Origin of the sequence: Bradyrhizobium sp. BLXBL-03 (assembly GCF_051853015.1) — a bacterium.
Taxonomy (GTDB): Bacteria; Pseudomonadota; Alphaproteobacteria; order Rhizobiales; family Xanthobacteraceae; genus Bradyrhizobium; species Bradyrhizobium manausense.
Window position 1 is genome coordinate 4,683,741 of the sequence record NZ_CP182470.1, and the last position, 19,214, is coordinate 4,702,954.

Annotated in this window: 19 protein-coding genes; 4 read left to right on the forward strand and 15 right to left on the reverse strand. The window is 64.2% G+C overall.

The features are described from left to right. Positions 1-17 precede the first annotated feature (17 nt). Entirely contained in the window at positions 18-1,034 is a 1,017-nt protein-coding gene (locus tag ACNJX9_RS22570) for a SphA family protein (protein WP_439404228.1), read from the forward strand. A 431-nt stretch (positions 1,035-1,465) separates the two neighbouring features. On the opposite strand, the gene ACNJX9_RS22575 is transcribed toward ACNJX9_RS22570, so the two are convergent. The 7 genes from ACNJX9_RS22575 to ACNJX9_RS22605 form a co-directional block, all read right to left on the reverse strand. Further along, on the reverse strand, positions 1,466-2,470 hold the full coding sequence (locus ACNJX9_RS22575) for a L,D-transpeptidase family protein (protein WP_439404229.1): 1,005 nt from the start codon (positions 2,468-2,470) through the stop codon (positions 1,466-1,468). 89 nt (positions 2,471-2,559) lie between these two features. After that, positions 2,560-3,564, reverse strand: coding sequence for a 4-hydroxythreonine-4-phosphate dehydrogenase PdxA (locus tag ACNJX9_RS22580; RefSeq protein WP_439404230.1), 1,005 nt, complete (start codon positions 3,562-3,564; stop codon positions 2,560-2,562). Then, positions 3,561-5,096: a tripartite tricarboxylate transporter permease gene (locus tag ACNJX9_RS22585; RefSeq protein WP_439404231.1), complete on the reverse strand. Its 1,536-nt coding sequence runs from the start codon at positions 5,094-5,096 to the stop codon at positions 3,561-3,563. The genes ACNJX9_RS22580 and ACNJX9_RS22585 overlap by 4 nt, the downstream gene beginning before the upstream one ends. 11 nt (positions 5,097-5,107) lie before the next feature. Beyond that, a complete protein-coding gene (locus ACNJX9_RS22590; protein ID WP_057754587.1) occupies positions 5,108-5,590 on the reverse strand; it encodes a tripartite tricarboxylate transporter TctB family protein in 483 nt (160 codons plus the stop codon). 16 nt (positions 5,591-5,606) lie between these two features. Beyond that, positions 5,607-6,599: a Bug family tripartite tricarboxylate transporter substrate binding protein gene (locus tag ACNJX9_RS22595; protein ID WP_439404232.1), complete on the reverse strand. Its 993-nt coding sequence runs from the start codon at positions 6,597-6,599 to the stop codon at positions 5,607-5,609. Between the two features lie 55 nt (positions 6,600-6,654). Continuing rightward, complete coding sequence (locus ACNJX9_RS22600) at positions 6,655-7,914, reverse strand: CaiB/BaiF CoA transferase family protein (RefSeq protein ID WP_439404234.1); 1,260 nt, start codon at positions 7,912-7,914, stop codon at positions 6,655-6,657. A 10-nt stretch (positions 7,915-7,924) separates the two neighbouring features. After that, entirely contained in the window at positions 7,925-8,719 is a 795-nt protein-coding gene (locus tag ACNJX9_RS22605; protein WP_057756611.1) for an enoyl-CoA hydratase/isomerase family protein, read from the reverse strand. A 116-nt stretch (positions 8,720-8,835) separates the two neighbouring features. On the opposite strand from ACNJX9_RS22605, the gene ACNJX9_RS22610 reads away from it, so the two are divergent. Next, positions 8,836-9,501 carry a GntR family transcriptional regulator gene (locus ACNJX9_RS22610; protein WP_057754579.1) on the forward strand — a complete coding sequence of 222 codons (666 nt, stop codon included), beginning with the start codon at positions 8,836-8,838 and terminating at the stop codon, positions 9,499-9,501. Positions 9,502-9,514: 13 nt separating this feature from the next. Here ACNJX9_RS22610 and ACNJX9_RS22615 read toward each other — a convergent pair whose 3' ends face one another. The 6 genes from ACNJX9_RS22615 to ACNJX9_RS22640 all read right to left on the reverse strand — a co-directional run bounded on the left by ACNJX9_RS22615 (position 9,515) and on the right by ACNJX9_RS22640 (position 14,933). Next, complete coding sequence (locus ACNJX9_RS22615; protein WP_439404236.1) at positions 9,515-10,234, reverse strand: haloacid dehalogenase type II; 720 nt, start codon at positions 10,232-10,234, stop codon at positions 9,515-9,517. A 133-nt stretch (positions 10,235-10,367) separates the two neighbouring features. Further along, positions 10,368-11,369 (reverse strand): class II fructose-bisphosphatase, encoded by a 1,002-nt coding sequence (gene glpX / locus ACNJX9_RS22620; protein WP_057754573.1) that lies wholly within the window; start codon positions 11,367-11,369, stop codon positions 10,368-10,370. A gap of 137 nt (positions 11,370-11,506) precedes the next feature. Continuing rightward, positions 11,507-12,823 carry a homoserine dehydrogenase gene (locus ACNJX9_RS22625; RefSeq protein ID WP_439404237.1) on the reverse strand — a complete coding sequence of 439 codons (1,317 nt, stop codon included), beginning with the start codon at positions 12,821-12,823 and terminating at the stop codon, positions 11,507-11,509. A 28-nt stretch (positions 12,824-12,851) separates the two neighbouring features. After that, positions 12,852-14,072, reverse strand: coding sequence for an LL-diaminopimelate aminotransferase (locus ACNJX9_RS22630; RefSeq protein ID WP_057754565.1), 1,221 nt, complete (start codon positions 14,070-14,072; stop codon positions 12,852-12,854). 210 nt (positions 14,073-14,282) lie between these two features. After that, on the reverse strand, positions 14,283-14,558 hold the full coding sequence (locus ACNJX9_RS22635) for a hypothetical protein (protein WP_439404238.1): 276 nt from the start codon (positions 14,556-14,558) through the stop codon (positions 14,283-14,285). Positions 14,559-14,570: 12 nt separating this feature from the next. Then, positions 14,571-14,933 carry a hypothetical protein gene (locus ACNJX9_RS22640; RefSeq protein ID WP_439410254.1) on the reverse strand — a complete coding sequence of 121 codons (363 nt, stop codon included), beginning with the start codon at positions 14,931-14,933 and terminating at the stop codon, positions 14,571-14,573. Between ACNJX9_RS22640 and ACNJX9_RS22645 the strand changes: the two genes are divergently transcribed. Then, the gene (locus tag ACNJX9_RS22645; protein WP_205668284.1) at positions 14,833-16,641 is read left to right on the forward strand and encodes a PHA/PHB synthase family protein; all 1,809 of its coding nucleotides are present in this window, start codon (positions 14,833-14,835) and stop codon (positions 16,639-16,641) included. The two genes, ACNJX9_RS22640 and ACNJX9_RS22645, sit on opposite strands and share 101 nt — an antisense overlap. Before the next feature lie 57 nt (positions 16,642-16,698). Further along, positions 16,699-17,097 (forward strand): MAPEG family protein, encoded by a 399-nt coding sequence (locus ACNJX9_RS22650; RefSeq protein WP_057754556.1) that lies wholly within the window; start codon positions 16,699-16,701, stop codon positions 17,095-17,097. A gap of 184 nt (positions 17,098-17,281) precedes the next feature. Here ACNJX9_RS22650 and argC read toward each other — a convergent pair whose 3' ends face one another. Continuing rightward, the gene (gene argC, locus ACNJX9_RS22655) at positions 17,282-18,265 is read right to left on the reverse strand and encodes an N-acetyl-gamma-glutamyl-phosphate reductase (protein WP_439404239.1); all 984 of its coding nucleotides are present in this window, start codon (positions 18,263-18,265) and stop codon (positions 17,282-17,284) included. Beyond that, complete coding sequence (locus ACNJX9_RS22660; protein WP_057745029.1) at positions 18,262-18,930, reverse strand: FMN-binding negative transcriptional regulator; 669 nt, start codon at positions 18,928-18,930, stop codon at positions 18,262-18,264. Before ACNJX9_RS22660 ends, argC begins: the two co-directional genes overlap by 4 nt. Positions 18,931-19,214: the final 284 nt, after the last annotated feature.

Genomic DNA, 19,214 nt, shown 5'->3' on the forward strand with positions numbered 1-19,214 from the left:
GGGTTTGGAGACACGACATGACGGGACACATTCGTAAGGTCGGACTGACGATTGCTGTGGCATTGACCGGATTCGCCGTGTCACCCGCCCTCGCCGATTCCGGCGGTGTCAGCTTCTGGTTGCCGGGTATCTTCGGCAGCCTCGCCGCCGTGCCGGCGGCGCCGGGATGGGCCTATTCGACGATCTACATCCACCTCAACGATAAGGCGGGCGGCGGACAGAATTTTGTGACCAGCGGCGGCATCCCCGGCTCCGTTACCGCCGGCCTCAATGCGCATGCCGATGTGCTCGTGAAGGGCATCACCTACACCTCGCCGATGCCCGTGCTCGGCGGCCAGGCCGCCTTCACGCTGCTGACCGCGCCCGGCAATGTCGGCGTCGGCATCGATGCGACCCTGACCGGACCACGCGGCAACACCATCTCCGGCGGCGCGTCCGACAATCGCACCACGCTGACTGATGTGTTCTACCAGGGCACGCTCAAATGGAACCAGGGCGTCCACAACGAGCTGGTCTATCTCACCGGCAACATCCCGAGCGGCACCTACGATTCCAGCCGGCTCGCAAACTTGAGCTTTGGATTCCCGGCGATCGATGCGGGTGCCGGTTACACTTATCTCGATCCCAAAAGCGGCCATGAGTTTTCGATCGTGGGCGGCCTCACCTACAATTTCACGAACAGCGCGCTGCGATACCAGAACGGCATCGATTTTCATCTCGATTGGGCCGCCTCGCAATTCGTCAGCAAGACCGTCCACGTCGGCATCGCCGGCTATTACTTCCAGCAGATCACGGATGACAGCGGACCGGGCGCCAGGCTCGGCGGCTTCAGAGGCATGTCGGTCGGTATCGGCCCACAGATCGGGTTCATGATCCCGATGTCCGACGGCTATCAGGGCTATCTGAACATCCGCGGCTACAAGGACCTTGAAGTTGAGAACCGGCCGAGCAGTTGGTCGACCTGGGTGACCTTCTCGCTCTCCCAGGCCGCATCGCCACCGGCTGCGACCAAGCCCATCGTTCGGAAATACTGACGGAGGCGCTCACGGCTCCGATGACCGGAGAGAACACCAGGCGCACCTTTCGGATCGGCTTCCAGACATCGATCATCACGGTGTTCGTGGGCGTGGTGCTGCTCGTCGGCCTGACGCTCGTTTATCTCAGCTTCGCGTCGGCCGATCGTGCGACAGCTGATCGAGACCGGCGCCTCGCCGCATCTTGGCGGCTCCAGGCGCGAGGTTACGGTCCTCTTCACAGACGTGGCCGACTTCATGCCAAGACCGAGCAAGCCGATCGTTGGACGAAGTCTTTGCGGGCATTGCGCAGGACGGCGCAGCGGAAGCTACTCTCGTCCGGCTTTCCGGCTTCCTGCACGATTACCCCGGAGACAGTGTCGCGCGGTTTCACGCGACGCGGTTTCGCAACGCTGCCCAGGGGACGGGCGCCGCGGCGTGATCCCTGAGGTTTACCTGGCAGCGGCCGAAGAGGCGCCGCCTTCGGTAAATACCACAGGCGTTCCCTTCACGACGCTGGCAGCGACCCGCTCGGCATCCCAATTGGTCAGACGCACGCAGCCATGCGACTGTCCCTTGGAGATGTTTTGCGGCGACGGCGTGCCATGGATGCCGTAGCCGTCGGCGGACAGATTGATCCACATCGAGCCGACCGGATTGTTCGGGCCGGGCATGATCTTGAAGGGCTGTTTGGAATGAACGCCCTTGAAGTGATAGGCGGGATTGTAGCGATAGGTCGGATTTGGATCGATCTCGGTGACCTTCAGGGTGCCTGAGGGCGACGGCTTTTCCTCGCTGCCGACGCTCGCGGGATAGAAGCCGATCAGCGCATTCGACTTGTCGAACAGTTTCACGGTTTGCCTGACCTTGTCGATCTCGACCCTGTCGGCCCTGGCAGGCGCAGTGCCCTCGCCGGTGTCGACGACGGCGATGGTCTCGCCGGCGCGGTCGAAGCGGTGCCCTGGATTGAGCGCCGCGAGCAACTGCTCGCTCATGTGAAACTTCTCGGCCAGCTCCTCGCGCGGACTGGTGTAGCCGAGCTTCGGAATGTCCTTCATGTCTTCCATCCTGGACGGAAGCTTCTGCAGGAACGGGCCTGCGACGTCCTTGTCGGTGATGGTGTAGGTCGTCATCGGCGATCGCGCGTCCGCCTGGAGCGCCTTCCAGAGGTCTTCCGTCACCGCATCCGAAGCAGGCAATTGCCGCGCTTCCGCATAGGCGCGAAGCGCCTTCCTGGCATTCTCGCCGAACTTGCCGTCGATCTCGCCGGGCGAGAAATGGGCTCTGTCCAGCAAGACCTGCAGACGAACGCCCGCCGCGGTCGGCCTGTCGTTCGACAGGGTCTTCTTCGAAGGCTCGGCGGACGCGATGGCGGCCGCATCCATCCCCGCGGCGAGCGCCGGTGTGGCCGCCAGGACAAAGCATGCGGCGGCGAGCGCCATCTTCATTGCTGGCATGTTCCAGCTCCGACGTGGATAGGTTCGTCGGATTGCCAACTCGGCTCGACGGCAGAAGTTTCCAGTTTTTCCTGAGCCGCGAAAGCCGGTCAGGCGTCGCGCCGCCCGGCCATCTCCGCCGCGAGCAGCACTGCGGCGCGGGCGGCGCCCGTCGATGCGATGCCTCGTCCCGCGATGTCGTACGCCGTGCCGTGCGCGGGCGTGCAGATCGGAAACGGGAAGCCGCCGAGCAAGGTGACGCCGCGATCGAAGCCCATCAGCTTCATCGCGATCTGGCCCTGGTCGTGATACATCGTCAGCACCGCATCGAAGGCGCCGGCCTTGGCACGCAGGAACACGGTGTCGGCGGGAAACGGGCCCTCCACGGCGATGCCGGCGCGCCGGCCGGCTTCCACCACGGGTGCAATGACATCGATCTCCTCGCGGCCGAAATTGCCGCCGTCGCCGGCGTGCGGATTGAGGCCGGCGACCGCAATGCGCGGGCGCGCGAAGCCGGCATTGCGCATGCAGGTATTGGTCAGCCTCAAGGCGCGCTGGATGCGCTCGCTCGACAGTTTTGCAGCAACATCCCTCAGCGGAATGTGCGAGGTCACGCGTGCGTTCCAGAGTTCGCCCAGCACGTTGAATTCGCTGGCCGGCGTCCGCAGGCCGACCACCTCCGCGGAGAAGGCGATCTCGTCGTCATAGTCCGAGCGCGCCAGTCGCATCGCCGCCTTGTTGAAGGGGGTGAAGCAGACGGCATCGACCCGTCCGTCCCTGCCAAATTCGAGCGCCTGCTTGTAGTTGGCGAGCGCAAATTGCCCGCCCTCAAGGCTCGCCACGCCCCGCTCGACCCTGATGGGATCGAGGTGGCCGAGATCGAGGAAGAGCGCATCGTCCTTCAACTCATCGAAATCGGCGCCCTGCTCCACCGCGGTCATTTCAGGCGCAACGCCTGCGATCTTCGCACCCTCATCGAACACCCTGACGTCGCCGATGACCACGAGCCGGCACCGCGCGCGGATATCATCCTGCGCCACGAGCCTTGCCGTCAGCTCCGGGCTGATGCCGGCAGGATCTCCCATCGCCAGCGCGATCAGCGGCTTTCCGGTCATATGATCACCTTTTCCTGGTTCGTCGTTTCCAAACTGGCGGGCTTGCGGAAGATGCGTGCGAACAGCAGCAACAGCAGCGGCAACAGCAGCAATGCGACGCCTGATATGACGAGACAGGTCACCAGCTTGTTGGCGAAGAAGATCCCGAGGGATCCCTTCGACATCAGCATCGACTGCCGGAACGCATCCTCGGCCTTGTCGCCGATGACGATGGCGAGCACCAGCGGCGCCAGCGGATAGAACAGCTTCTTGAAGAGATAGCCGACGACGCCGAAGCCCAGCATCATGACCACGTCGAGATAGGAATTCGAGACCGAATAGGCGCCGACGACGCAGATGATCACGATCAGCGGCGCAATGACCACGAAGGGAATCCGCATCAAGGCGGCGAACACAGGCACGGTCAGCAGCACCAGGGCGACCGCGACGATGTTGCCGACATACATCGAGGCAATCAGGCCCCAGACGAAGTCTTTCTGGTCCACGAACAGCATCGGACCCGGATTGAGGCCCCAGATCATCAGCCCGCCCATCATGACGGCGGCGGTCGCCGAGCCGGGAATACCGAGCGAGAGCATCGGCAGCAGGGCGCTGGTGCCGGCGGCATGATCGGCGGTCTCCGGCGAGATGATGCCTTCGACCTCGCCGGTGCCGAAGTAGCGGCCACGGCGGGAGAAGCGGCGGGCGATGCCGTAGCTCATGAACGATGCCGCGGTCGGGCCGCCCGGCGTGATCCCCATCCAGCAGCCGATCGCAGCGCTACGCAGCAACGCAACACTGTGGCGCGGCAGGCGGCCAACCGCCCGAAACACCTCGCGCCAGTCGATCTTCGAGGAGACGGCGCGGGCATGAAACTCCTCCTCGACCGCGACCAGCAGCTCGCCGATGCCGAACAGGCCCATCACCGCGACGACGAAATTCACGCCCTTGACGAGTTCGTCGATGCCCATGGTGAGGCGGACGCTGCCGGAGACGGTGTCGATGCCGATGGCGGCGATGGCAAAGCCGATCGCAAGCGCCACGACCGTCTTGATCGGCGCCGCGCCGCCCATGCCGACGAAGCTCGCAAAAGCGAGGAAATAGACGGCAAAATATTCCGGAGGCCCAAAAGCGAGCGCGACCTGCGCCACCCAGGATGCCAGGAAGGTGATCAGGATGACGCCGACAAGCGCGCCGAACGCCGCCGAGCCGAACGCGGTGGCGAGCGCCGTGGTCGGCCGTCCGTCGCGCGCCATCGGATAGCCGTCGAACGTGGTGGCGACCGAGGACGGCTCGCCGGGGATGTTGAACAGGATCGAGGTGACGGAGCCGCCGAACAGCGCACCCCAATACATGCTGGAGAGCAGGATGATCGCCGAGACCGGCTGCATGCCGAAGGTCAGCGGCAGCAGCAGCGACACCCCGTTCGGCGCGCCGAGCCCCGGCAGCACGCCGACGAGAATGCCGAGCAGCACGCCTGTCGCCATCAAGGCCAGGTGCGGCACGGTAACCGCGATGGTGAAACCGTGCAGGAGCTCCGAGAGATTATCCATCGCCTGCTCCCTCAGAGTCCGAGCGCGGCGGCGAGCGCGCCGTGCGGAAGGCTGACCTGGAACATGCGTTCGAATACGACGTAAAGCGCGAGCGCCGTTGCCGCTGCCGTGATCGCCGACCACAGCACCTGTTGATGCCGGGGGATCGCGAGCACGGCGAAGACGTAAGCCGCCGAGGCGATGTACATCCCGAGCAGCGGAATCGCGCCGACGAAGATCGCTGCCGGCACGAACAGGCCCGCCAGCCGCCGCAGCTCAATCGACGTGATGGCGATGGGAACGCTCGCCAGCGAAGCCGCCGGCACCACGCCGCGCGCCAGATTGTAGAGACTGCCGACGACGATGATGATGCCGGTCAGGAAAGGGAACGTGCCTGCATCGACACCTTCGCTCGACCAGCCGATGCCGTTGTCCAGGCTCTGGACCACCACCGCAACGCCAAAACTGCCGGTGAGGATGGCGGTCGCAAGTTCGAGGGCGCGGCGTGAGATCATTGAAGACTCCAGATCCTCACTTGACCAGCCAGCCCTGCTCGCTCGCGACTTGCTTGACGTGCTCGAGGTCCTCCTTGATGAACTTGTCGAACTCGGCGCCGGTCAGGAACGTGTCGACCTGGGAGGTCTTCTCGATGTAGTCCTTCCACTCGGGCGTCGCCTGCACCTTCTTCATGAGATCGACATAGTAGGCCGCCTGCTCCGGCGTGACCTTGCCGGGCAGCCAGACCGTGCGAGGCTGCTCGTATTGCTTGATGTCGAGGCCCTGCTCGGTGCAAGTCGGAACGTCGCTCCAGCCCTCGGTGGCGGTGATCTTCGGCGCTTCAGGCAGGCGCTTCGGGCTGAAGACGCAGAGCGGGCGCTGCGTGCCGCCGCGCCATTGGCCGAGGCTCTCGCTGGGATTGTTGACGTGGGAATCGATGTGCCCGCCGGCGAGCTGCACGGCGGCCTCGGCGCCGCTCTTGAAAGGAATGTAGGTGAGCTTGACGTGCCCCGTCTTCTCGATCATGCGCGTCAGGACCTCATCGGTGTCCTTGGACTGCGCGCCGCCCATCTTGAATTCGCCTGAGGCGGCCGCCTTCAGATAGTCGCCGGCCGTCTTGTAGGGCGCGTCCTGCTTGACCCAGAGCAGGAATTCGTCCTGCGCCATCGCCGCGATCGGAGTGAGGTCGGTGTAGTTGAAGGCGACCTTGGAGACGAGCGGCTGCTGCCAGGCGTTCGAGGTGCCGAAGACCACCTTGTAGGGATCGCCGGCAGAGGCCTTGCCGTAGACATAGCCTTCCGCGCCGCTGCCGCCGCCCTTGTTGACGACGACGATCGGCTGCTCCGTCAGCTTGTACTTGGTGATGATGTTCTGCACGGCGCGGGCAAGATTGTCGGTGCCGCCGCCGGGACCTGCGGTGGCCACGAACTCGATCGGCTTCTGCGGCTGCCAGGCCGCGAATGCCGGCATCGGGCCTGCGAGCACGGCCGCACCGACGGACAGCAAAAAGAGGGACGTCCCACGCATGATTTCCTCCAACTTATTTTTTCTGTTTTGCTTGATCAGCCGTCTCGACGTCCGTTCAGGCGACGCTTTCTTCGCGCTCCCTGGATGCCGAGACGATTGCGCCTTCTTGCTCCAGCGCTTCGATTTGCCTCTGGTCGAACCCGTGCTGGGCCAGCACCTCGCGGGTATGTTCGCCATAGACGGGCGCGCCTGATGCGACCTTGCCCGGCGTCTCCGAGAATTTGACCGGCAGCCCGATCGTCTTGACCCGGCCGAGCGTGGAATGCTCGACCTCGACGACCATCTCGCGCGCCAGCGTCTGCGGATCGCTGAGCGCCTCCAGCATGTCGTGCACGGGCCCGCAAGGCACGCCCTTCTCGTCCAGCGCGGCGAGCCAATGCGCGCGCGTCTTCGTCCGGAAGCGCTCGCTCAGGACGGCTTCCAGCTCCTTCAGGTTGGCCATGCGGTCGGCGCCGGTGACGAAGCGCGGATCGGCGGCGAGCTCGCTGGCCCCGAGCGCTTCCAGCATCAAGAGCCAGTGCTTCTTGTTGGCGCCGCCGACGACGAGCCAGCCGTCCGAGGCCTCGAACGCCTGGTACGGCGCGTTGAGCGGATGGGCCGAGCCCATCGCGCGCGGCGCGCTGCCGGCGGCGAGCGCAATGGTCGACTGCCAATAGGTCTGCACCAGTGCCGCCTCAAACAGCGAGGTCTCGACCCACTGCCCCTCGCCGGTCTTGAGGCGGTGCGTGTAGGCGGCGAGGATGCCCATGCTCGCGAGCAGGCCCGCGGTGATGTCAGACAGCGGCGGGCCGCATTTCACCGGCGGACCATCGGGGCGCTCGCCGGTGAAGCTCATGATGCCGCTCATGGCCTGCGCGACGAGGTCAAACCCGCGGCGGTGCTTGTAGGGACCGGTGCGGCCAAAACCCGACAACGAGCAATAGATCAGCGACGGATACTGCTTGTGCAGTTCCTCGTAACCGAACCCCAGGCGCTCCATCGCACCCGGCGCAAAGTTTTCGACCAGCACGTCGGCGTCCGCGATCAATCGACGCAGCACCTGTTTGCCGCCGTCGCTCTTCAGGTCCAGCACGATGCCGCGCTTGTTGCGGTTCATCATCAGGAACGAGGCGGCTTCGTCGCCGATCTTCGGCGGCACCGAATGGCGGGTGTCGTCACCACCGGGCCATTTCTCGATCTTGATGACGTCGGCGCCCATGTCGGCGAGCATCAGGGTGCAGGTCGGCCCGGCCATGACATGGGTGAGGTCGATGACCTTGAGGCCGGCGAGCGGTCCCGAACGGCGTGAAATAGATTGCGATCGATCGCTTTGCATTCGGGGCGTCCTATTGGCCGCGCCACTGCGGGGCGCGCTTGCTGAGGAAAGCATCGAGCCCTTCACGAAAATCCTGGCTCGTGTAGCACATCAGGATGAGGTCTTCGCCCTCCTCCGGCATCAGCCGCCGTTGCAGCCGGGCGACCGCCTGCTTGGTCGCATTCAGCGTCAGCGGCGCGTGGCTGGCAACGAGGCGCGCGACTTCGTCCGTACGCTTGTCGAGCGCGGTGAGATCGTCGACGACCTCGCCGAGCAAGCCGATGCCTGCGGCCTCGGCGGCATCGACGAGACGTGCGGTGAAGATCAGGTCCTTGACACGCGCGGCGCCAATCAGCGCGGTGAGACGACTGACATTGGACATCGACAGGCAATTGCCGAGGGTGCGGGCAATGGGAAAGCCGATCCTGGTGCTGCGCGTGCCGATGCGCAGATCGCAGGCCGCGGCAATGCCCGCCCCGCCGCCGGTGCAAAAGCCGTTGATCGCCGCGATGGTCGGTACCCGGCATTGCTCCAGCGTGGTCAGCACCCGGTCGATCCGGTTCTCGTAGTCGATGGAGTCCTGCGGCGTCCGGAACGCGCGGAACTGGTTGATGTCGGTGCCCGAGGCAAAGGCCTTGTCGCCGGCGCCGCGCAACACCAGCACCTTGATGGACCTGTCATCGTTGGCCTGTTCGCAGATGGCGGCGAGCCGCTCGTACATGGTGAAAGTGAAGGCGTTGCGCGCCTGCGGGCGGTTGAAAGTGATCCGCCCGATCCCGTCCCTGCATTCAAAAACGAGGTCGTCCGCCGCTACGGCTTGGTCCATTTCCTCGATCTCCGGCTGTTTTTGCATTTTTGAATGCAAAATTTTGGTTTTTCAAGATATAATTACCTAACTTTCGTCTATTGGATCATTTTTGCATTCAAAATAGAGAGTACCCCATGCTGCATGAGGAGGTCGTCGGCCGCATCCGCGACATTCTGCTCGACGGCGAGATCCCGCCGGGCGCGCGGATTCCCGAGCGCGAGCTGTGCGAGCGGCTGGAAATTTCGCGAACGCCGCTGCGCGAAGCGCTCAAGGTGCTGGCCGCCGAGGGCCTCGTGCAGCTGCTGCCGCATCGCGGCTCGCGTGCAGCCAAGCTGACCGACAAGGACATGCGCGACCTGTTCGAGGTCTGTCAGGGGCTCGAAGCGCTGGCGGGCGAGCTCGCTTGCGAGCGCATCACCGATCACGAGATCGCCGAGATCGCCGCGGCCCATGCAGCCATGGTGCAGCATTATCGCGAGGGCGATCTGATCCAGTATTATCGCGGCAACCGCGCCATCCACGAGGGGATCGTCAACGCAGCCGGCAACCCTGTCCTCACCGGGCTCTACGCATCCGTGACCGCGCGCATTCGCCGTGCCCGCTATGTGACGCCGATGACGCCGCAGCGCTGGGCGCTTGCGGTGACGGAGCACGAGGCCATCCTCAACGCGCTCCAGCGCCGCGACGGCGTCGGCCTCTCCCACATCCTGCGCGCGCATCTGCGCCACAAGCGTGAGGAGGTCTTGCAGGCGGGATTTGCGGAGACGGAAACGAGCGAGCCTGCGCTGAAGATTGCATGAGGCGGCGGCTCGCCTAGCAGCCGAGCTTGTCGGCGATGCCGCCGAAATCCTTGGCGACGATGTCCCAATTGCCGGTCGCCTCGAAATCGACCTTCTGGTGCGGCCCGTACTCGGTCGGCCGGGCGACGAACGCGGTCTTCAGGCCGTTCTTCTGCGCAGCGGCGAGATCCCCATTGTGGGCGGCGACCATCATCACCTCTGCCGGCTTGAGACACAGCAGCTTTGCGGCACCGAGATAGGTTTCGGGATCGGGCTTGTAGTGCTGGAACAGCTCGGCCGACATGATGAGGTCCCAGGGGAGCCCTGCGAACTTCGCCATGTTGGTGAGCAGTGCGACGTTGCCGTTCGACAGCGGCGAGATCACGAACTTGGTCTTCAATCGTGTCAGGCCGGCGACGCTGTCCGGCCAGGGATTGAGGCGATGCCAGCCCTTGGTGAGATGATCGAGGTCGGCGTCCGTGAGCCCCTTGATGGCGAATTTCTCGACCAGTTTTTCCAGGGAACGGCGATGCAGATCGTCGAGCATCACATAGCCGCGTTCGGGATGCTCGCGCACGTCCTGCATGGAGGCGACATAGGTGCCGCGCCAGCCGTCGACGAGCGCGGTCCAGTCGGCGCTGATGCCGCGGCCCTTGCCCCACCACATGAAGTCGGTGATCAGGCTGGTGCGCCAGTCCACGACGGTGCCGAACACGTCGAAGATCAGGGCTTTGACGGCGGAGAGATCGGACATGGCGCTTCCTCGTTGTCATTCCGGGGCGCGCGAAGCGCGAGCCCGGAATCCATTTCACATCGTACTCCGCCGCCCGATGGATTCCGGGCTCTCCGGGCCGCGCGGTCCCGTCGCCCCGGAATGACGGGCAGAGCTAATCCAGATGGAACTTCGCGAGCTCGCGATGCTCGGCCTTGATGTAGCGCACGGTACCGGTGACGGAGCGCATCACCACCGTCTCGGTCTCGATCACGCCGTCCTTGCGGAATTTGACGCCCGACAGCAGTGAACCGGTGGTAACGCCGGTCGCGGCGAACAGGCAGTCGCCGCGCGCCATGTCCTCGATGCCGTAGATCATCTTGGGATCGTTGACGCCCATCTTGGCCGCGCGCTCGATCTTCTCGCCGGAATCGAGGATCAGGCGGCACTGCATCTGGCCGCCGATACAGCGCAGCGCCACGGCCGCGAGCACGCCTTCCGGCGCGCCGCCGGTGCCGAGATACATGTCGACGCCGGTGTTGTCGGGGTCGGCGGTGTGGATCACGCCGGCAACGTCGCCGTCGGTGATGAGGCGGACGGCAGCGCCGGTCGAGCGCACGCTCTCGATGATGCTGGCATGGCGCGGACGGTCGAGCACGAGAACGGTGATGCCCTCGGGCTTGACGCCCTTGGCCTTGGCGAGGCGGCGGACATTGTCGGCCGGCGATGCATCGAGCTCGACGACACCCTTGTCGTAGCCGGGACCGATCGCGAGCTTCTGCATGTAGACGTCGGGGGCGTGCAGCAACGTGCCGCCATCGGCCATCGCCATGGTGGCGATCGAGCCCGGCATGTTCTTGGCGCACAGCGTGGTGCCCTCGAGCGGGTCGACCGCGATATCGACCTCGGGGCCGGCGTTGACGCCAACCTTCTCGCCGATGAAGAGCATCGGCGCCTCGTCGCGCTCACCCTCGCCGATCACGATGGTGCCCTGGATCGGCAGCTTGTTGAGCTCGCGGCGCATGGCGTCGACGGCGGCCTGGTCGGCGGCCTTCTCCTGCCCGTGCCCGCGCAGACGCGCCGACGACACCGCCGCCCGCTCCGTCACACGCACGATCTCCAGCGTGAGAATGCGCTCGAGCAATGCTTGCGGCGGCACTGAAATATGGGTCGACATCGGCTAACTCCTTCGAAGCGTTCGGGACGGAAATCTCCGTCCGCATCAACTCGTAACACCCACAGTTCGTTCGAACTGTCTTATGGTTTGAGCATGATCTTTCCGGAAAACCGCTGCACACTTTTCCGGATCATGCTCTAGTTCTTCTCAATCCGTATGACTTGCGGCCGCCCGCTGATCACCTTGTCCTTTTGCACGGCCGCGAGCGCGCGGCGCACCGCGTCCTCATGCGTGGCATAGGTGATCAGAATGACGGGCACGGGCACCGCCTTGCCGTCGCTAGGTGCAGCGCCGCCATTGGGATGACGCTGCACGATCGACTCGATCGAAATCTTCTGCTCTGCGAGCCGGGTCGCGATTGCAGCCGCGGTGCCGGGGAAATCGCGCGCGAGCAGGCGAATGTAATAGCCGCCTTCGTGGCGCTCCATCGGCGCCTTCTTGGTGTCGTGCAGCTGCGCGATCGGCCTTCCGAACGGATTGGCGCGAATGCCGCGCGCGACGTCGGCGATATCGGCAACGACGGCGGATGCGGTCGCAGCTCCGCCCGCCCCCGGGCCGACCAGCGTGATCGGCGGAATGCCCTCGCCATCGATCGTAACCGCATTGGTGACACCCATCACCTGCGCGATCGAGGATGTCTTGGGAACCATGGTCGGATGCACGCGCTGCTCGATGCCCTTGGCGGTGCGAACGGCAACGCCGAGCAGCTTGACGCGGTAACCGAGATCGGCGGCCGCGCGAAGATCTTCCGGCGCGATGGAGGAGATGCCTTCGACATACACCGCGCTTTGAGCAACTTTCGTGCCGAAAGCGAGGCTGGCGAGGATCGCGAGCTTTTGCGCGGTGTCGTGGCCGTCGACGTCGAAGGACGGATCGGCCTCGGCATAGCCGAGCCGCTGCGCATCCGTGAGGCACTCGGCGAACGACAGGCCCTCCTGCTCCATCCGCGTCAGGATGTAATTGCAGGTGCCGTTGAGGATGCCGTAGACGCGATTGATGCCGGTTCCGGCAAGACCTTCGCGAAGCGTCTTGATGACGGGGATCGCAGCGCCGACCGCTGCCTCGAAATTCAGCGCACCGCCGTGCTTTTCGGCGGCTTTTGCCAGCTTGATTCCGTGCTTGGCCAGCAGTGCCTTGTTGGCTGTGACAACCGACTTGCCAGTGCTCAGCGCGGCTTCGACCGCCGAGAGCGCGGGATCGCCGGCGCCGCCCATCAGCTCGACGAAGCAGTCGACCTCGGGATGCGTGGCGAGGGCAAGCGGATCCTTGGCCCATTCGACGCCGCGCAGGTCGATGCCGCGCTTCTTGGCCTTCGAACGTGCGGTGACGGCGACGACGCGAATGCCGCGGCCGCTGCGGCCCGCGAGCACGCGCGCCTGCGTTTCGATCAAACGGACAACTTCGGCGCCCACGGTGCCGAGCCCCGCTATGCCCACTTTCAGGGGTGCAACCATGATGCTTGAGTGAACCTGCAGAAGAGAATTAGCGCCGGTTGGCGAGTGGAACGACGTTGTGCAACGTTTCGATGCCGCTTTCAAGGAAGCGGCGCACGCCGCGTGCGGCCTGCCTGATCCGTTGCTCGTTTTCCACCATGGCGATGCGGACATATCCTTCACCATGTTCGCCGAAGCCGACGCCGGGCGAGACCGCAACGCCTGATTTCTCCACCATCAACGTCGCGAACTGCATGCTGCCGACACTGCGGAACGCCTCCGGCAGCGGCACCCAGGCGAACATCGAAGCCTCAGGCGGCGGAATCTCCCACCCCGCGCGACCGAAAGATTCCACCAATGCGTCACGGCGCTTGCGATAGGTGTCGCGCATCTCCTTGATGCAGTCGTCAGGGCCGTTCAGCGCCGCGGTCGCGGCGACCTGCACCGGCGTGAAGGCGCCGTAATCGAGGTAGGATTTGACGCGGGCGAGCGCTGCGATGACGCGGTCATTGCCGACCGCAAAGCCCATGCGCCAACCGGCCATCGAATAGGTCTTCGACATCGAGGTGAACTCGACGGTGACGTCGATCGCGCCGGGTACCTGAAGCACCGAGGGCGGCGGATTGCTCTCGTCGAAATAGACCTCGGCATAGGCAAGATCCGACAGGATCAGGATCTCGTGCTTCTTCGCGAAGGCGACGAGGTCCTTGTAGAAATCGAGGCTCGCGACATAGGCGGTCGGGTTCGAGGGATAGCAGACCACGAGCGCGAGCGGCTTCGGAATCGAATGCACGATCGCCCGCTCCACCGCCTCGAAGAATTGTGGCGTCGGCTCCGAGGGCACCGAACGGATCACGCCGCCCGCCATCAAAAAGCCGAAGGCATGAATCGGATAGCTCGGGTTCGGACAGAGGATCACGTCGCCCGGCGCGGTGATGGCCTGCGCCACGTTGGCAAAGCCCTCCTTGGAGCCCAGCGTCGCCACCACCTGGGTGTCGGGGTTGAGCTTCACGCCGAAGCGGCGGTCGTAATAGGCAGCCTGGGCGCGGCGCAGGCCGGGAATGCCACGCGAGGCCGAATAGCGGTCGGTGCGCGGCTTGCCCAGCGTCTCCTTGAGCTTCTCGAGCACATGCGGCGGGGCCGGCAGGTCCGGATTGCCCATGCCGAGATCGATGATGTCGGCGCCAGCGTTCCGCGCGGCCGCCTTGGCCCGGTTGACCTGCTCGAACACGTAAGGCGGAAGGCGGCGGATGCGGTAAAATTCTTCCATGGGTCTCTGGGCTCCGGGCAACCGGTCAGGGCAGAATCGAGGAGCAATGACACTCCTTCCAGGAGACATCGCCCGGCACGCGAAAATCACTCAAAATCAAATACTTGGAGTAATTTTCGGCGGCAAGGACTGAACTCCTTCGCCCTGACTCTCGGCTGAATTGAAGTCTTTTTAGCACGGAGTGGCGGTGGCGCCAGCGATTACGCGGCCTTATTTGGCATCCTTGGCCGCGACGGCCTGACGGTCGCGCGCGGCCGCAAGCTCGGCCTCGATCTTGGCGCGTTGGTCCGGCGGGATGATGGCCTGATCACGGTCAGGCGGCAAATCGTGCACCGACAAATAGCCGGCAGGCTCCTTGGGGTGAGCGGGCGTGTCGGCGGCAGACATATCCGCGAGTTGGCTCGAACAGCCGCCCAGCATGAAAGCAGCGATCAGCAGCGCACAGCACACGAGCCGCGACTTTTGCAGGTCCCACAACGCCAACACTTGGGAATTCCCCTACTCGTCCCAACGCAAGGCTGCCGGCAACTTAGCCAACAACCTGCCCAACCTCAAACCATTGCTGCCCACAAATGGCACGAGCGAGAAATCTTCCAAGGCCCACGGCACGAGACGTGCACCGCGATTGTGACAAAAGCAAGAAGCATTGTCGCAGTGCAGCACATCTTCGCGCCTGTTTCGCGCGAAACCGGCGAGCTTCGCGGTGACGAATACGGAATGAATCGTTACTGTTGTTCTCATGAGTACCGTCACGACCGACATGCCCAAGCCTGGCTCGACGTCAGGGTCAAAGTCCGAAACGAAGTTCGATGCGGAAGCCTTCGCGATGAATATCGCGCGGGCGATGGAGAGCGGCGGCAAGGCGCTCGCCGCGTATCTGAAGCCGCGCGAAAGCGGCGAGGTGCAGGACCGCCCGCCGGCCGAGCTCACCGAGGTCGTCAAGACCTTCACCACGGTCGCCGAATATTGGCTGTCGGACCAGTCGCGCTCGTCCGACCTGCAGACCAAGCTCGCCAAGGATTATCTCGATCTCTGGGGCTCGGCGGCACGGCGAATGGCCGGCCAGGAGGCACAGCCCGCGATCGCGCCCTCGCCGCGCGACAAGCGCTTTGCCGATCCGGAATGGAAGTCGAACCAGTTTTTCGATTTCGTGATGCAGCTCTATCTGCTCTCCAGCAAATGGGCGCAGGAGCTGGTCCGCGACGCCGAGCTTGATCCGGCGACGCGCCGCAAGGCCGAGTTCTACGTCCAGCAGGTCACCAACGCGATCTCGCCGTCGAACTTCGTGCTGACCAATCCGGAGGTGCTGCGCGAGACCGTTGCCAGCAGCGGCGAGAACCTGGCGCGCGGCCTGACCATGCTGGCGGAGGACATCGCGGCCGGCAAGGGCATGTTGAAGATCCGCCAGTCCAACCCGGACAACCTCGTCGTCGGCGTCAACATGGCGACGACGCCGGGCAAGGTGATCTACCAGAACGAGATGATGCAGCTGATCCAGTATTCTCCGACCACGGAGAAGGTGCTGCGCACCCCGCTCCTGATCGTGCCGCCCTGGATCAACAAATTCTACATCCTCGATCTCAAGCCGGAGAAATCCTACATCAAATGGTGCGTCGACCAGGGCATCACCGTGTTCGTGATCTCATGGGTCAATCCGGACAAGAAGCTCGGTTCCAAGAGCTGGGAAGACTACATGAAGCTAGGCCCGCTCACGGCGATGGACGTGATCGAGAAGATCACCGGCGAGATGAAGGTGCACACCGCCGGCTATTGCGTCGGCGGCACCATGCTCGCGACCACGCTGGCCTGGCTCGCCGAGAAGCGGCGTCAGCGCGTGACCTCGGCGACGTTCTTTGCCGCGCAGGTCGACTTCACCCATGCCGGCGATCTTCTCGTCTTCGTCGACGAAGACCAGATCGCCTCGCTCGAGCAGGACATGAAGGCCTCAGGCGTGCTCGAGGGCTCCAAGATGGCGATGGCCTTCAACATGCTGCGCTCCAACGACCTGATCTGGTCCTACGTCGTCAGCAATTACCTCAAGGGCCAGCAGCCGAGCGCGTTCGACCTGCTGCACTGGAATTCCGACGCGACGCGGATGACCCAGGCCAACCATTCCTACTATCTGCGCAACTGCTACCTGGAGAACCGCTTGTCGACCGGCACCATGGTGCTCGACAACACGCTGCTCGATCTCTCCAAGGTCAGGGTGCCGGTCTACAACCTCGCCACGCGCGAGGACCACATCGCGCCGGCGGAATCGGTGCTGTACGGCTCGCAATTCTTCGGCGGGCCGGTGAAGTATGTCCTGTCAGGCTCCGGCCACATCGCCGGCGTCGTCAATCCGCCGGCCTCGGGCAAGTACCAGTACTGGACCAACGACAACATCAAGGCCGCCAACGTCGCGGAGTGGATGAAGGGCGCGGTGGAGCACAAGGGCTCGTGGTGGCCGGACTGGCGCGAATGGCTGGGCGGGCTCGATCCGGAGGAAGTGCCGGCGCGCAGCGTCGGGAGCGAGGCCTTCCCGCCCATCGAGGACGCGCCCGGCAGCTATGTCAGGGTGCGCGCATAGGCAGGGCTGCGCGTTTTCGTATAAGCTCACGACATCGAGTTGAGAGGGGACCGGGTTATGACGCGTGAATTGTTCTGGCTGACCTGTACGGTGATCCTGACCGGGATCCTCTGGATTCCCTACACCATCAACCGCTGCCAGGTTCGCGGGCTCAGCGGCGCCATGGCCAACCCCACGCGCGGCGACAAGCCGCAAGCCGAATGGGCGAACCGTTTGATGTTCGCGCATGACAATGCGGTCGAGAACCTCGTGCTGTTCGCACCGCTGGTGCTGATCCTCAATGCGATCGACTATTCCACGAAATGGACGGTGCTCGCCTGCGTCGTCTATTTCTGGGCGCGCGTTGCGCATCTGATCGTCTATGCGCTGGGCATTCCGGTGTTTCGCACCCTCGCCTTCACCGTCGGCTTCCTGGCGCAGGCCGTGCTGGCGCTGGCGATCTTCAAGGTATTTTGAGGCTCTCTCCACCGTCATTGCGAGGAGCGCGCGACAAAATTGCGAAGCAATTTTGCGCTGATGCGACGAAGCAATCCAGACCGTCTTCGCGGTGAGAGGTCCTGGATCGCTTCGCGGAGCCTGTCATCGGGCCGCGCTGCGCGCGGCCCCGGTGGCTCGCAATGACGACGGATAGGCTGTCGCCTTATTCCTCCGGCAGGCCCAGCATCAGCCGCATGTTCTGCACGGCTGCGCCCGAGGCACCCTTGCCGAGATTGTCCAGCCGCGCGACCAGTACCGCCTGGTGGTACTTGTCGCTGGCGAAGACATAGAGCTCGAGCATGTTGGTCTCGTTGAGAGCCTCGGGCTCGAGCCGGCCGCCCTTGCTCGCCTCGTTCTGAAGCGGCATCGCCTTGACGTATTTTGAGCCGGCGTAATGCTTGGCGAGCGCGGCTTGCAGGTCCGCACCCGTCGGCTTGCCCGGCAGCGTGTCGAGCTGCAGCGGGATCGAGACCAGCATGCCCTGCCGGTAATTGCCGACCGAGGGGATGAAGATCGGCCGGCGCGTCAGGTTCGAATAGAGCTGCAGCTCCGGCAGATGCTTGTGCTCGAAGCCGAGGCCGTAGAGCTCGAAGGACGGCGCGCTGCCGTCTTCGAAGCTCGCGATCATCGACTTGCCGCCGCCGGAATAGCCGCTCACCGCGTTGACGCAGATCGGATAGTCGGCCGGCAACAGGCCGGCATCGACGATCGGCCGCAGCAGCGCGATGCCGCCGGTCGGATAGCAGCCGGGATTGGAGACTTTCTTCGCGGCCTTGATCTTGCCGACCTGGTCCGGCGCCAGCTCCGGAAAACCGTAGGCCCAATCGGGCGCGACCCGGTAGGCGGTCGAGGCGTCCAGCACCTTCGGCCCCGAGGGACCCATGCTATCGATCAGCGCCACCGTCTCCCTGGCGGCATCGTCGGGCAGGCAGAGGATGACGAGATCCACCTCCGCCATCAGCGCCTTCTTGGCCGCAGGATCCTTGCGCTTGTCGTCGGGAAGCGTCTTCACCGCGACATCGTTCTGGAGCTTCAGCCGCTCGTTGATGCCGAGCCCGGTGGTGCCGGAGCCGCCATCGACGAAGACGGTGGCAGGCTTCCTCGCTGCGCCCGAGGTCGGGGCTTTCGTCGTCTCGGTGAGGCTCATGGTGCCGTCCTTTCGAGCGTGTTGGTTTCGTTCGCGAAGGCCTCAGGCCTTACGTCCTGCATCAGTTGCGCGATCTCTCTCGCGTCGGCATCGGCTTGCGCGCCGAGCGCATTGGCAATCGCCGTGTAATCGGCGTCCGATTTGTGCTGGTTGAGCTTGAAGCTGCCTTCGACCTCTTCAACCGTCATGACCAGACCCACGATCCCTTTCTTCAGTGCCGCGAGCCGGCCCGCCGTCATCTTGCCCGACGTCCACGGCTTCTTCGGCAACAGGCGCTTCTCGAACTTCTCGCTGAGGGTGTCGACCTGCACCGACAGTTCGTCGTCGGACAACACCCGTACCGGCCCGCTCAGATGCACGGACTGATAGAGCCAGGTCGGCACCTGATCCGGGGACACGTACCAGTCCGCGGAGACATAGGCATCGGGGCCGGTCACCGCGAGCAGCCAGGACGCCGTGCCGTCTGCCAGCTTTACCATCGGATTGTGACGGGCGACGTGAAAGGCGACCTGCGGCGTGCCGTCGACGGCATAGGTCAAATAGAACGGCAGCGGGGAAGCGACCGGCTTCCTGCCGTCGAAAGCACACATGATGCCGAAACCGCGTTCGCCTGCGAATTTCAGGCTCGCGGCGCGATCCGGCTTGAAATGGGGTGGCGTGTACATCGTAGTCTCCTGCTGGGCCTCCTCGGGGGCCGCCGGATCAGATCGCGCTGACAGGAGAGAGAATGCCGCGGATCGGGTCCAGCGGCAAAGACGATGATCTCAAACGCGATCGACCGCCCAAACCGCAAGAGTGCGGCGGCGGCGACGGGCGAACAGGATGGTCGCGGCGTTGATCATGGCGCGCGGCTATAAGGCCAGATGCAGTTCCCGTCAAGGTGATGGTTGTCATTCCGAGGCGATGCGAAAGCATCGAACCCGGAATCTCGCGACACAATTTCGAGATT